Genomic DNA, 13162 nt, shown 5'->3' on the forward strand with positions numbered 1-13162 from the left:
CGGGTATCGGGCGCTCAGGCCGCGCCGAACGCCGAGAAGGCCCACCCCGTCGCCTGGTGCACCGCGTCGCCCGGCAGCGCGGCCCGCGCGTCGCGCAGCCCCTCCGCCAGGGACAGGCCCGCCTCCAGCCCCTTGTGCAGCGCGAGCATCAGCGGCACCACCGCGGCGTCGTTGACCGGCGCGGTGCACGCCACCACCCCGGCCGTGCCCAGCGGCAGCAGCGCGGTGACCAGGCCCAGCAGCTCGTCGGCGCCGACCGACGCGAAGCGCGCGGTGTCGCAGCAGGGCAGGATGATGCGGTACGGGCTGCGGTCGAGCCGCTCGAAGTCGTGCACGATGAGCGGCCCGTCCGCCATCCGCAGCGACGAGAACAGGGGGCTGTCCGCGCGGAAGGTCCCGTGCGCCGCGATGTGCGCCAGGGCGGCCCCGTCCAGCTCCCGGAGGACCCGTGGCACCCGCGCGTCGTCGCCCTCCAGCACGACCGTCGCGCCACGCGCGGCGGCGCCGCCCCCCGCCACGTCCACCGGCCCCGGCCGACCGCCGCCGGTCCGCCCCGCACCGTCGCGCTCCGGCCGCGTGGACTGGCCGCCGCCTGCGTCGACGGCCGGGGGAACCCGCGTCGCGCCGCCACCCGCCCCGGCCGGACCTTCACGCTCCCCGCGGTCCGGTTCGTCGTGCGGTGGCACGTGACGCGTCCCCGCCGGTGTTCCGGGCGGCGGTGTCCCCGTGCCCGCCCCTCCCGGTGTGCGTCGGCCGGTGTACCGGGCGGAGAGTTCGGAGACCTCGGCGCCGCCGCTCGCCAGGCCGGGGCCGCGGACCAGGACCTGGCGGCCGCCGGGCGGGGGAGCGGTGTCCCCCGCGCGCAGCCAGCTGCTCGCCGACGGCGACACGCTCAGGACCCTTTCCCGCAGCGCGGGCAGCAGGGCCCACGGCACCCGGTGCAACCGCCCCGGCGGGACCACGACGACCGGACCCGAGCCGAGGTGCGCCGCGGCGGGCCCCAGCAGCAGGTGCTGGAGCCGGGCGCCGGCCGCCTCCACCAGCGGCAGCCGCGCCTCGGCGCCCGGATGGGCCAGCCGCCGCAGACCGGCCTGCACGTGCTCCGCCTCCGCCTCCGCCTCGGCCAGCAGCCCCGCCTCGAACCGCCGCACGCGCCCCTGCCCGCACAGCAGCACGTGCACCCGCCCGTCGAGCACCGCCAGCTCCACCAGCCGCACCTCGTCGCCGAGCCGCCGCAGCAGCAGCGCCGCGTCGAACCGGTCGCCGTCACCGGGCGCCGCGCCCCGCATGTGCAGGGTGCGGGAGCGGATCTCCCGCTCCAGGCGCCGCTGTTCGCGCTCCAGGGCGGGAGCGGGCCGGCCGCCGTCCGAGCGGGTCTTCTCCGCGCGGGCCGCGAGTTCCCGGAACGCCGTCATGGCGGTCAGCAGCACGGGATCGGCCGGCGGCCGGGTCGGCGGCGCCGACAGCACCGTCGCCCGCCAGCGCTCGCTCCAGCCCAGCAGCCGCCGCGGCCCGCCCGAGACCAGCGACGCCCGCTGCGCCAGGGCCGCCAGCTCCGCGCCCTGCGCGGTGGCCCGGGCCCGCAGTTCCGAGGCGCCCAGCGTCATCCGGTGGTCGTCGAGGACGTCCAGACCGCGCCGGCAGGCTTCCAGGACCCCCCGCGGCGACCCCGCCGCCCGGGCCCGCAGCGCCTGCGCCGCCCAGCCCGTCATCCGCGCCAGCGGCGGCCCGCCGTGCCGGCTGCGCGCGGCCACCGCCAGATGCCGTTCCGCGTCCGCCGTCCAGCCGAGGTCCAGCGCGATCCGGCCCGCGAGGAGCGAGGCCTCCGGCGCGGCGGGCGCACCGAAGGCCGCCAGCCGCTCCGCCACCGCCGCCGCGTCCGCGACCAGCCGTCCCGACCCGCGCCCCGTGGCGACCCGCGCCTCGATCAGCACCAGCCGGGCGTGCGTCTCGTACCAGGTGCGCCGCTGCCCGGCGAAGAGCCGCACCGCGACGGCCGCGCGCGCGAGCGCGGTCCGCGGCTCGTCCGCCAGCCGCGCCGCCCGCGCCGCCACCAGCAGCAACTCCGCCTTGCGGGTCGACTGACCGCCCATCCCGTCCAGCACCGTGATCGCCCCGTCCGCCTCCGCCAGCGCCTCGGTGGCGAGCCCCGCCGCCATCAGCACCTCGCAGCGCCGGATGGTGAGCATGAACGTCGGCGTCCCCAGCTTCGCGTACCGCTCCGCCGCCTCGTCCAGCAACCGCAGCGCCGCGGGCACGTCACCGGCGCGGAACGCCGCGAGCCCCCGGCTCTCCACCGCGTCGGCCTTGTCGTGCTCCTGGCCCGTGGTGTCCCACAGCGCCTCCGCCGCCGTGAAGTCGGCGTCGGCCCGCTCCACCGAGCCCTGGGCCAGGTGCACGGTCGCCCGCAGCGTCAGCGCCCGCGCCGTCCAGATCACGTCGTCCACCTGCCGCAGCACCGGGATCGCCCGCCGTACGTCCTCCAGCGCCTCACCGTGCCGGCCGAGCACCCACCACACGTACGCCCGCCGGTACAGCACCCGCGCGCGCGTGTGACCGCTCCCGCGCGCCACGCCCCGCTCGAAGGCGGCCAGCCCGGCCCGGGTACGCCCGGCGTGCACCAGCGCGACCCCGAGCGTGGCCAGGACGTCCGCCTCCCGCTCGGCCGACTCCGCGCGGGCGGCGAGGTCGCGGGCGCGCCGCAGATGGGCCAGGGCCCGCCGGGTGTCGCCGAAGTCCCGCTGCCAGATGCCGATCACCTGATGGGCGACCGAGGCGTGCAGCGGGGAGGGATCGGCGCCCAGCAACTCCTCCGCCCGCGCCAGCGCTTCGCCCGGGGCGGCGAACACCATCGGCAGCAGTTCGAGAACCGAGTCGTTTCGCGCTGTCACCCCACGGATGGTAGTGCTCCGGAACCACACCCCACAGGTTCGAGTCTGTATCAATCGGCCACTGCGGGACTCTGATTGACGACCGCTGCCACCACTGTGGTCATGTCCGCGGTCACGACCGCGGACCGGAACCTCGTCACCGCCACCGCCCCAGTGGAGGACAAGCATGGCACCACAGCGATTCCGTGAGCAGTTCGACCAGATCCAGCGCTCGATGCCGGACGTCCCGCTGGCGATGGGACCGGACGACTCCGCCGAGTTCTTCTACGAGAAGGGCGTCGTCCTCGCCCGCGACGGCGAGGAGGCCCGCCTCGTCGAGGACACCGTGCGCGACCACTTCACCACCATGGCCGGGCTGACGCCGGACCGCGTGCGCCGGGCGAGCCCCGAGACCAACCGCACCGGCATCACCCGCATCCAGGTCGCCGACCCGGGCGAGGGCGACGGCGGCGGCGACCCCACCGTCGCCCACGCCCTGCGCTCCCTGAGGACGATGGAGGGCCGCGCGGGCCGCCGGCTGATCAGCCGCAACCACGTCGTCTCCATCGCCGTCAACGCCTGCCCCGGCGACGAACCCGTCCCCGTCCCGCTGAGCGAGCCGCCGAACCCGGCCGCCGACGGGACGCCGTACGACGCCGCGACCGCCGTCGGCGTCCTCGTCATCGACACCGGCCTCATGCACGACTACCGGTCCTACCCGCTGCTGGCCCACACCGAGGGCGACGCCCAGATCAGGGAGTGCGGCGACGACGGCGTCCTGTGCCAGTACGTCGGACACGGCACCTTCATCGCGGGGCTGGTGGCCGCCGTGGCACCCAACACCGAGGTGACCGTCCGCAACACCCTCAACGACGCGGGCGCGATCCTGGAGTCCGAGCTGGGCGAGAAGCTCTTCGAGGCCGTCGACCGCGGCGGCTGGCCCGAGGTCCTCAGCCTCTCCGCCGGCACCTCCAACGGCCGCACCGACGGCCTGCTCGGCGTGCACGCCTTCATGGAGGAACTCCGCGACCAGCGCACCCTGCTGGTCGCCGCGGCGGGCAACAACGCCAGCGCCACGCCCTTCTGGCCCGCCGCCTACGCCACCGTGCCCGGCTGGGAGGACTCCGTGCTGTCGATCGGGGCGCTGCGCTCCGACGGCGAGTTCGGCGCCTGCTTCAGCAACCACGGCGGCTGGGTGCGGGCCTACGCCCCCGGCGAGCGGCTCACCAGCGCCCTCACCGGCTTCAAGACGCCCGTGCCGTACGTCTACCAGCACTCCACCTACGACGCCTGCCGGTTCGGCTTCGGCTACGCCTGCACCTGCCAGTACCCCCCGCACAACGGAGTGCTGAGCGAACCGGGAGAGGCGCCCGCCAAGCCGGACCAGGTGATGTTCGAGGGGCACGCGCAGTGGAGCGGCACCTCCTTCGCCACCCCCGTGGTCGCGGGGCTGGTCGCCTCCCACATGACGGCGCACAAGGAGACCGACCCGCGTGCGGCCGCCCGGCAACTGCTCGCGGCCAACACCGAGTACGCGGAGGTGCGCGGGGCGCACGTGCCCGCGCTGCTGCCGCCCACCTGGCGCCCGGGCTCCGCCAACCCTTCGGAAGGCGGGTCGTGAACGGCCTGCTGCCGGTCGGAACCGTCCACTCCACGGCGTACGATGGCAGGTCGTACACGAGGGGTGGGACCGTGGACCGTGCAGATGTCGGGGCGCTCGTCCAGTCGGCGGCCGACGGGGACGCGGCGGCCTGGAAGTCACTGGTGGACGGGCTCGGTCCGCTGGTGTGGTCCGTGGCCAGGTCGCACGGGCTGTCCGACGCCGACGCGCACGAGGTGTACCAGACCGCCTGGTTCCGCTTCGCCCAGCACCTGGGGCGGATCAGGGAACCGGAGAAGTCCGGCTCCTGGCTGGCGAGTACGGCGCGGCACGAGTGCCTGAAGCTGCTCAGGGCCTCCAAGCGGTGGACGCCGACCGACGACCCGCAGCTGCTGGACCGGCCGAGCGAGGACCGCACGCCGGAGGAGTCGGTGCTCGACTCCGAGGAGGCCGCCGCGCAGACCGAGCGCGTACGGCTGCTGTGGCAGGAGTTCGAGGAACTGGGCGAGCGGTGCCGCCAGTTGCTGCGGGTGCTGATCTCCTCGCCACCGCCCAGTTATCAGGAGGTGTCCGCCGCGCTGGGTATCGCGGTGGGCAGCATCGGGCCGATGCGCCAGCGCTGTCTGCGCCGGCTGCGGGCCCGGCTGGAGGCACGGGGGACGAAATGAGCGATCTCAACGACGGGCGCGACGGGCACGACGGGCGTGATGGGTACGACGAGCGCGACGCGGAGCTGTACGACGGTCTCCTGGAGGAGGAGCTGCGGCAGGCCGCCGCGATCCTGGACCCGGTCCCGGCCGAGCTGCGGCGGGTCGCCGTCGACGCCTTCGCCCTGCGCGACCTGGAGGTCCGCGTCGCCGAGCTGACCTTCGACTCGCTGGTGGACGGCATCCCCGTCAGGGGCGAGACGGACCCGCCGCGGATGCTGACCTTCCAGTCGGACGGGGTGACCGTCGACGTAGAGGTGACCTCTCAGGGCCTGATCGGCCAGCTGCTGCCGCCGGGTCCGGCCGGGATCGAGGTGCTGAGCGGGCCGCGGGCGCATGCCCGGCTGATGGCCGACGACATGGGCCGGTTCACCGGCGAGGCGCCGCCCGCCGGTCCGTTCGCGCTGCGGCTGCGGACCGGCCGGGACGTGGTCGTGACGGAGTGGCTGCGGGCCTGAGCGTGCCGCCCGCCGGGCGCGGGGCTACCAGGCGCAGGGCAGCGTACGCGGGCCCCTGATCATGGTCTTGCGGCGCCAGGCCACCTGGTCGGCCGGGACCGCGAGCCGCAGCCCCGGCAGCCGCTCCAGGAGCGTGTCGACCAGCAACTCGGTCTGCATCCGGGCGAGCACGGCGCCCGTGCAGAAGTGGTGCCCGTTGCCGTACGCCAGGTGGGGGTTGGGTTCGCGGTCCAGGTCGATGCGGTCGGGCTCGGGGAAGACGTCCGGATCGCGGTTGGCGGCCAGGTAGGAGACGTACACGGGGTCACCGGCGGCGATGCGGGTGCCGCGCACCTCGACGTCCTCCAGGGCGACGCGGGCCAGGCCCACCGAGGTGCGGTGCGAGATCCAGCGCAGCAGTTCGTCCAGCGCCGTGCCGCGCGCCTCGGGCCGCTCGCGCATGCACGCCATCAGCTCGGGGCGGGTGAGCAGCAGGTACAGCATCTGGCCGACGTTGTGCGTGACGGCCTCGCCGCCGATCTGCAGCGGCCCGGCGAGCCCCACGGCCTCCGTCTCACCGACCTCGCCGCGGCCCACGGCGGCGCCGAGCATCGCGTACACGTCGGTGCCCTCGCTGCCCGCCCGGGCGCGGACGGTCTCGGTGATCCACCCGTACAGGCCCTGTTTCGCCCGCTCGGCGGCCTCGGCGCCGCCGGAGGTGGAGATGATCTGCCGGGTCCAGGAGTGCACGCGCTCCCGGTCGGCGGCCGGTACGCCCATCACCTCGCTGACGACCGCGATCGGGAACGGCTCCAGGACCCGCTCGACCAGGTCGGCCGGGGGCCCCTCGGCGACCACGCCGTCCACCAGTCCGTCCAGGATCTCCTGCGCACGGGGCCGCAGCCGCTTCGTCGCGCCCACCGTGAACGCGCCCGCGACCGCGCGCCGCAGCCGGTTGTGGTCGGGCTGGTCGGCGAAGGCGAGCGAGCCGGGGCGCGGCTTGAAGTGCGGGGCGAGACGCGTGATCTGACGCTTCGTCACCTCGGTCCGTCCGAAGCGCGGATCGTTCGTGATCGCCTTCACGTCGTCGTACCGGGTCGCCAGCCAGGCCCAGCCCTCGCCGTGCGGGAGCCGGACGCGGGTCAGCGGCCCCTCGCGCATCAGCTCGGCGAGGACCGGGTCGAACTCCGGGCCGTCCAGGTCGAGGGCGGGCCAGTCCCGCACCGGGGGCGGCGACTGGCCGGTGAGCGTGGTGGTCTCCTGCGTCATCCCCCCACCCTCGCCGCGCACCCGCCCGGCTGTCGCGCGGGAGTGCTCCAGCCGGTGGTGGGCGGACCGGCTCTCAGCCCGATACGGCGTCGACGAGCGCCGCGAGCGCCTCCGCGAGGCGCGACAGGCCCGGCCCGGCCGGACCGCCCGGCTCCGTCATGTAGGTGTCCCGGCGGATCTCCACCATCAGCGCACCGACCTCGGCCCGCGTCCCGTAGAAGTCCAGCGGCACGTACGTCCCGCCGAACGGGCTGTCCAGCCCGGTCTCCCCGCACGGGGCGAACGCCTCCCGGGCCGCGGCGAGCAGCCCGGGCGACGTGTGGAAGGCGTCGGTGCCCAGGCAGACGGGCGGGCGTGGGCCCTCGCCGTGCAGTTCGTAGGGGAGCGGCTGGGTCGGGTAGGAGTGCACGTCGATGATCAAGGCCCGGCCGGTGGCCGCGAGCCGGTCGGCGACCGCGTCGGTCATCGCGGCGGCGTACGGCCGGAAGTACCGCTCGATCAGCGGCGCGGGGTCCGCGCCCTCGGGACGCAGCACCTCGCGGTGCGAGGTCCGCGTGTACACGGCGCCCATCCCGACGGCCGTCATCTCCTCCCGCTCGTCCGGGAACCGCTCCGGGTCGACCACCAGCCGCGACACCCGGTTCACGAACCGCCAGGGCGTGACCCCGGCCAACTCGGCGGCCCGCCCGGCCATCTCCGCGGTGTACGAGTCGGTCATGTGGTCCAGCTCCCGCTCCAGCTCCGCGTCGGACAGGACGATGCCGGGACGGACGTCGGCGGGGATCGCACGGGAGGAGTGCGGCACGTGCAGCAGCACGGGGGAGTGCGGGGTACCTGGCAGCAGCTCGAAGGAGGGCGGGGCGTCGGTCACGGTAGGGCTCCGAGGGCGTTGTCAGTGGGGGACGCGCGATCCTGCTCCGGCTGTGCGCCCGCGTGGAGTCGGACCGGCCGGGCGGCCTGACGGCGCTCTACGCGCTGACCCACGCGGCCACCGAGGAGTTCAACGAGCTGGCGGCGGCCTTCGAGGAGGCGGGCAGCGAGATCGAAACCACGGCCCGGGAGGAGATCGGCGGGGCCTTCTGGTTCGTCGCCCGGGCCTACGGCTTCGCGGACGCGGACCCGGAGGAGCTGGTCGCATCGCGGGACTGGTGAAGCGGCGGCACCCCGCCTCCGAGGGGACGGAGACGGGGTGCCGGGGGTCGCTGCGGGCCCGGGGAGGATCAGGCGAAGGACGCCAGGGCCTCGTTCCAGGTGGTCGACGGGCGCATGACCTTGGCGGCCTTGGCCGGGTCGGGCTGGTAGTAGCCGCCGATCTCGGCGGGCTTGCCCTGGACGGCGTTCAGCTCATCGACGATCTTCTGCTCGCTCGCGGTGAGCGTCTCGGCGAGCGGGGCGAAGGCCTTGGCCAGGTCCGCGTCGTCGGTCTGCTTCGCCAGCTCCTGCGCCCAGTACAGGGACAGGTAGAAGTGGCTGCCGCGGTTGTCGATGCCGCCGACGCGGCGGGTCGGGGACTTGTCCTCGTTGAGGAAGGTCGCCGTGGCGCGGTCGAGGGTGTCGGCGAGGACCTTGGCCTTGGTGTTGCCGGTGGCCTCGGCGTACTGCTCCAGGGACGGCACCAGGGCGAAGAACTCGCCCAGGGAGTCCCAGCGCAGGTAGTCCTCCTTGACCAGCTGCTGCACGTGCTTCGGGGCAGAGCCGCCGGCACCGGTCTCGAAGAGGCCGCCGCCCGCCATCAGCGGGACGACCGACAGCATCTTGGCGCTGGTGCCCAGCTCCAGGATCGGGAACAGGTCGGTCAGGTAGTCGCGCAGCACGTTGCCGGTGACCGAGATGGTGTTCTCGCCGCGGCGGATGCGCTCCACCGACAGCTTGGTCGCCTCGACCGGGTTGAGGATCCGGATGTCCAGGCCCTCCGTGTCGTGCTCCGGCAGGTACGCCTTGACCTTGGCGATCAGGTTGGCGTCGTGGGCGCGGCCCTCGTCCAGCCAGAAGACGGCCGGGTCGCCGGTGGCGCGGGCGCGGGTGACGGCCAGCTTCACCCAGTCGCGGATCGGCGCGTCCTTGGTCTGGCAGGCGCGGAAGATGTCACCGGCGGAGACCGTCTGCTCCAGCACCGCGTTGCCCGCGGCGTCGACCAGGCGGACCGTGCCCGTGGTGGGGATCTCGAAGGTCTTGTCGTGGCTGCCGTACTCCTCGGCCTTCTGCGCCATGAGACCGACGTTCGGGACCGAACCCATGGTGGAGGGGTCGTAGGCGCCGTTGGCGCGGCAGTCCTCGATGACGGCCTGGTACACACCGGCGTAGGAGGAGTCCGGGATCACCGCGAGGGCGTCGTGCTCGCCGCCGTCCGCGCCCCACATGTGACCGGACGTGCGGATCATGGCCGGCATGGAGGCGTCGATGATGACGTCCGAGGGCACGTGCAGGTTGGTGATGCCCTTGTCGGAGTCGACCATGGCCAGCTCCGGGCCCTCGGCCAGCTCGGCGTCGAAGGACGCCTTGATCGCGGCACCCTCGGGCAGGGACTCCAGGCCCTTGTAGATGCCGCCCAGGCCGTCGTTCGGGGTGAGACCGGCCTTGGCGAGCGTCTCGCCGTACTGGGCGAAGGTCTTCGGGAAGAAGGCGCGGACCACGTGGCCGAAGATGATCGGGTCGGAGACCTTCATCATCGTGGCCTTCAGGTGCACCGAGTACAGGATGCCCTCGGCCTTGGCGCGGGCGACCTGGGCGGTGAGGAACTCGCGCAGCGCGGCGACGCGCAGCACGGAGGCGTCGACCACCTCGTCCTTCTTCACCGGCACCGACTCGCGCAGCACCGTGGTGGTGCCGTCGTCGCCGACCAGCTCGATCCGCAGGGTGCCGTCCTCGGCGATCACCGTGGACTTCTCGGTGGAACGGAAGTCGTTCTCGCCCATGGTCGCCACGTTGGTCTTGGAGTCGGCGGTCCAGGCGCCCATGCGGTGCGGGTGGGTCTTGGCGTAGTTCTTCACCGAGGCCGGGGCACGGCGGTCGGAGTTGCCCTCGCGCAGCACCGGGTTGACCGCGGAGCCCTTGACCTTGTCGTAGCGGGCGCGGACGTCGCGCTCCTCGTCGGTCTTCGGGTCGTCCGGGTAGGCCGGCAGCGCGTAGCCCTGGCCCTGAAGCTCGGCGATGGCGGCCTTGAGCTGCGGGATGGACGCCGAGATGTTCGGCAGCTTGATGATGTTGGCGGCGGGCGTCTTGGCCAGCTCGCCCAGCTCCGCGAGGGCGTCCGGGATGCGCTGGTCCTCGGTCAGGTACTCCGGGAACAGGGCGATGATGCGGCCGGCCAGCGAGATGTCGCGGGTCTCGACCGCGACACCCGCCTGCGAGGCGTACGCCCGGACCACCGGCAGGAACGAATACGTCGCCAGGGCCGGGGCCTCGTCAGTGTGTGTATAGATGATGGTCGAGTCAGTCACCGGGTGCTCCGCTCCACGTCTGCAACATTGCTCGACATCAAGATATCTCGTGATCGACCCCGGCTCGACAGGGGTCGCACGGAGATTTGAGCCACGCCGCGCTCAGCCGAACGGGACGGCGTCCTCGCCCGCCCGCTGCTGCGGGAAGACCACGGCCCCCTGCTGGAGCGCGACCGTCCGGGCGGGCGACGGGATCCGGATGCCCTCCGCGCGGTAGCGCCGGTGCAGCCGCTTGATGAACTCGTGCTTGATCCGGTACTGGTCGCTGAACTCGCCCACGCCCAGGATCACGGTGAAGCCGATCCGCGAGTCGCCGAAGGTGTGGAAGCGTATCGCCGGCTCGTGGTCCGGCACCGCGCCGCTGACCTCGGCCATCACCTCGGCGACCACCTCGGAGGTCACCTGCTCCACGTGGTCCAGGTCACTGTCGTAGGACACCCCGGCCTGGACCAGGATCGTGAGCTGCTGCTCGGGCCGCATGAAGTTGGTCATGTTCGACTTCGCGAGCTGCCCGTTCGGGATCACCACCAGGTTGTTGGACAGCTCGCGCACGGTGGTCTGGCGCCAGTTGATGTCCTCGACGTACCCCTCCTCGCCGCTGCTGAGCTGGATGTAGTCGCCCGGCTGCACGGTCTTGGAGGCGAGGATGTGGATGCCCGCGAAGAGGTTGGCCAGCGTGTCCTGGAGGGCCAGCGCCACCGCGAGACCGCCCACGCCCAGGGCGGTCAGCATCGGCGCGATGGAGACGCCCAGCGTCTGCAGCATCACCAGGAAGCCGATGGCCAGCACCAGGATCCGGGTGATGTTGACGAAGATCGTGGCCGACCCGGCGACCCCGGAGCGCGAGGACGTCACCGTCCGCACCAGACCGGCGACCACCCGGGCCGCCGTCACCGTCGCCACGAAGATCAGCAGGACCGTCAGCACCTGGTTGACACCGTGCTGCACGGCCCGGGGCAGCGGCAGCGCCGCCGCCGCACCGGCCACCCCGGCCGCGATCGCCGCCCACGGCGCCATCGTGCGCAGCGCGGCCACGATCACGTCGTCGCCGCCCCAGCGGGTGCGCCCGGCATGGCCCGCCAGCCAGCGCAGCAGCATGCGCAGCAGGAACGCGCCCAGCAGACCCGCGCCCAGCGCGATGCCGGCGGGCAGCAGATGGTCCATGGTCAGGTCCTCGGTCACCGGCCGTCTCCAAACCTACGGGATGTCGGGGATGCGCGATCCGGCCGAACCGCAAGGCAGTTCGACCGGCGCGAGGGCTCATCCTGCCGTATCCCGGGCGGTGTTCCGTACCGGGCCGGAGGGCGGAACGGGGCGTTTCAGACGATGCCCTCGGCGAGTTCCGCCTGCTCACGGTCGTCGCCGTAGGCCGCGGTCGTCGGGGTGCCGTACGAACGGCGGGCGACGAACCACCACACCGTGGCCAATACCAGTACGACGACCAGGGCGACGACGGCGTAGTTCATCGTGTCGGCCGTCACCGGGGACGACTGGGGGAGGCAGAACAGCACGGTGACCAACGCCACCCACACCACCGCGACCCACCCGACCGGCCTGCTCCACCGGCCCAGGTTCCAGGGCCCCGGCGTGAACCGGTCGCCGGCCCGCAGCCGCAGCAGCACCGGGATGGCGTACGCCGGGGTGATGCCGATGACGTTGATGGCGGTCACCGCGCCGTACGCCGTCGCCGAGTACAGGGACGGCAGCGCCAGCAGACAGGCCACCGCCACCGACAGCCACACCGCGGCGACCGGGGTCTGGGTGCGGGCGGAGACCTTGCGCCACAGCGACGAGCCGGGCAGGGCGCCGTCCCGGCTGAACGCGAACACCATCCGGCTGGCGGCGGCCACCTCGGCGTTGCCGCAGAACAACTGCGCCACGATCACCACAAGGAGCAGCGCGCTCGCGCCGTCCGTGCCTAGGCCGTCGAGGAGGATCTGGGCGGGCGGCACCCCGGTCGCGGTGGCGCGCGTGGCGTCGTAGTCCTGGATGGCGAAGGTCAGCCCGGCCAGCAGCACGAAGCCGGCCAGCCACGACACCCAGATGGCCCGCACGATGCCGCGCGCCGCCGACACCGAGGCGTTCGAGGTCTCCTCGGACAGGTGGGCGGAGGCGTCGTAGCCGGAGAAGGTGTACTGCGCGAGCAGCAGGCCGATCGCGGCCACGTACAGCGGGTTCTCCCAGCCGGTGTCGTTGACGAACTCGGTGAAGACGAAGGACGGCGACTGGTGGTGGTCGGGGACGATCACCAGCGCGCCGACGATCAGCGCCACACCGGCCAGGTGCCACCACACGCTGACCGAGTTGAGCACGCTGACCAGCCGCACGCCGAAGAGGTTGAGGGTGGCGTGCAGCAGCAGGATCACCACGAAGATCAGCATCGTCTTCTCCGGCGTCGGCGTGAAGCCCCACTGGAGGTTCAGGAAGGCGCCCGTGAACAGCGCCGCCCCGTAGTCGATCCCGGCGATCGCGCCGAGCAGCCCCAGCAGGTTCAGCCAGCCGGTGTACCAGCCCCAGCGGCGGCCGCCGAGCCGGTCGGCCATGTAGTACAGCGCGCCGGACGTCGGATACGCGCTGGTGACCTCGGCCAGCGCCATCCCGACGCACAGCACGAACAGGCCGACGCCCGCCCAGCCCCACAGCATCACCGCGGGGCCGCCGGTGCCCAGGCCGAAGCCGTACAGGGTCATGCAGCCGGAGAGGATCGAGATCACCGAGAAACTGATCGCGAAGTTGCCGAAGCCGCCCATGCGGCGGGCCAGCACCGGGCGGTAGCCGAGTTCACGCAGGCGCTGTTCCTCGTTGACGGACGGTTCAGAGGGGCGGGGCATGACGGACC

General features: G+C 73.4%; 9 protein-coding genes and 1 pseudogene. 4 read left to right on the forward strand and 6 right to left on the reverse strand.

The genetic code is table 11. The annotated features are described in order from the left end of the window. Positions 1-14: 14 nt before the first annotated feature. Positions 15-2852, reverse strand: a complete 2838-nt coding sequence (locus ACGH52_RS33805; RefSeq protein WP_399946969.1) for a CHAT domain-containing protein — start codon at positions 2850-2852, stop codon at positions 15-17. A gap of 205 nt (positions 2853-3057) precedes the next feature. On the opposite strand from ACGH52_RS33805, the gene ACGH52_RS33810 reads away from it, so the two are divergent. The 3 genes from ACGH52_RS33810 (at position 3058) to ACGH52_RS33820 (ending at position 5635) form a co-directional block, all read left to right on the forward strand. Further along, positions 3058-4491, forward strand: a complete 1434-nt coding sequence (locus ACGH52_RS33810) for a S8/S53 family peptidase (protein WP_076977497.1) — start codon at positions 3058-3060, stop codon at positions 4489-4491. A gap of 71 nt (positions 4492-4562) precedes the next feature. Beyond that, positions 4563-5138 (forward strand): RNA polymerase sigma factor, encoded by a 576-nt coding sequence (locus ACGH52_RS33815; protein WP_059297227.1) that lies wholly within the window; start codon positions 4563-4565, stop codon positions 5136-5138. After that, complete coding sequence (locus ACGH52_RS33820; protein WP_399944940.1) at positions 5135-5635, forward strand: hypothetical protein; 501 nt, start codon at positions 5135-5137, stop codon at positions 5633-5635. The genes ACGH52_RS33815 and ACGH52_RS33820 overlap by 4 nt, the downstream gene beginning before the upstream one ends. A gap of 24 nt (positions 5636-5659) precedes the next feature. Here ACGH52_RS33820 and ACGH52_RS33825 read toward each other — a convergent pair whose 3' ends face one another. Both ACGH52_RS33825 and ACGH52_RS33830 read right to left on the reverse strand, forming a co-directional pair. Further along, positions 5660-6883 (reverse strand): cytochrome P450, encoded by a 1224-nt coding sequence (locus ACGH52_RS33825; protein WP_399944943.1) that lies wholly within the window; start codon positions 6881-6883, stop codon positions 5660-5662. Positions 6884-6956: 73 nt separating this feature from the next. Further along, positions 6957-7754, reverse strand: coding sequence for an N-formylglutamate amidohydrolase (locus ACGH52_RS33830; protein WP_399944946.1), 798 nt, complete (start codon positions 7752-7754; stop codon positions 6957-6959). Between the two features lie 17 nt (positions 7755-7771). On the opposite strand from ACGH52_RS33830, the pseudogene ACGH52_RS33835 reads away from it, so the two are divergent. Continuing rightward, positions 7772-8035, forward strand: a pseudogene (locus tag ACGH52_RS33835) (DUF5713 family protein); the annotation flags it as partial. Positions 8036-8103: 68 nt separating this feature from the next. Here ACGH52_RS33835 and ACGH52_RS33840 read toward each other — a convergent pair. The 3 genes from ACGH52_RS33840 to ACGH52_RS33850 form a co-directional block, all read right to left on the reverse strand. Beyond that, entirely contained in the window at positions 8104-10323 is a 2220-nt protein-coding gene (locus tag ACGH52_RS33840) for an NADP-dependent isocitrate dehydrogenase (RefSeq protein WP_399944949.1), read from the reverse strand. A gap of 102 nt (positions 10324-10425) precedes the next feature. Continuing rightward, positions 10426-11505 (reverse strand): mechanosensitive ion channel family protein, encoded by a 1080-nt coding sequence (locus tag ACGH52_RS33845; protein WP_210974840.1) that lies wholly within the window; start codon positions 11503-11505, stop codon positions 10426-10428. A 137-nt stretch (positions 11506-11642) separates the two neighbouring features. After that, positions 11643-13154, reverse strand: coding sequence for an amino acid permease (locus tag ACGH52_RS33850; RefSeq protein ID WP_076977502.1), 1512 nt, complete (start codon positions 13152-13154; stop codon positions 11643-11645). Positions 13155-13162 lie beyond the last annotated feature (8 nt).

It is taken from the genome of Streptomyces sp. BBFR25 (assembly GCF_044590125.1).
Classification (GTDB): Bacteria; Actinomycetota; Actinomycetes; order Streptomycetales; family Streptomycetaceae; genus Streptomyces; species Streptomyces canus_D.

Coding starts and splice junctions, on each gene's coding strand:
- ACGH52_RS33805 (WP_399946969.1), bottom strand. CDS start 2,852: ATGGTGTTCGCCGCCCCGGGCGAAGCGCTGGCGCGGGCGGAGGAGTTG.
- ACGH52_RS33810 (WP_076977497.1), top strand. CDS start 3,058: ATGGCACCACAGCGATTCCGTGAGCAGTTCGACCAGATCCAGCGCTCG.
- ACGH52_RS33820 (WP_399944940.1), top strand. CDS start 5,135: ATGAGCGATCTCAACGACGGGCGCGACGGGCACGACGGGCGTGATGGG.
- ACGH52_RS33825 (WP_399944943.1), bottom strand. CDS start 6,883: ATGACGCAGGAGACCACCACGCTCACCGGCCAGTCGCCGCCCCCGGTG.
- ACGH52_RS33850 (WP_076977502.1), bottom strand. CDS start 13,154: ATGCCCCGCCCCTCTGAACCGTCCGTCAACGAGGAACAGCGCCTGCGT.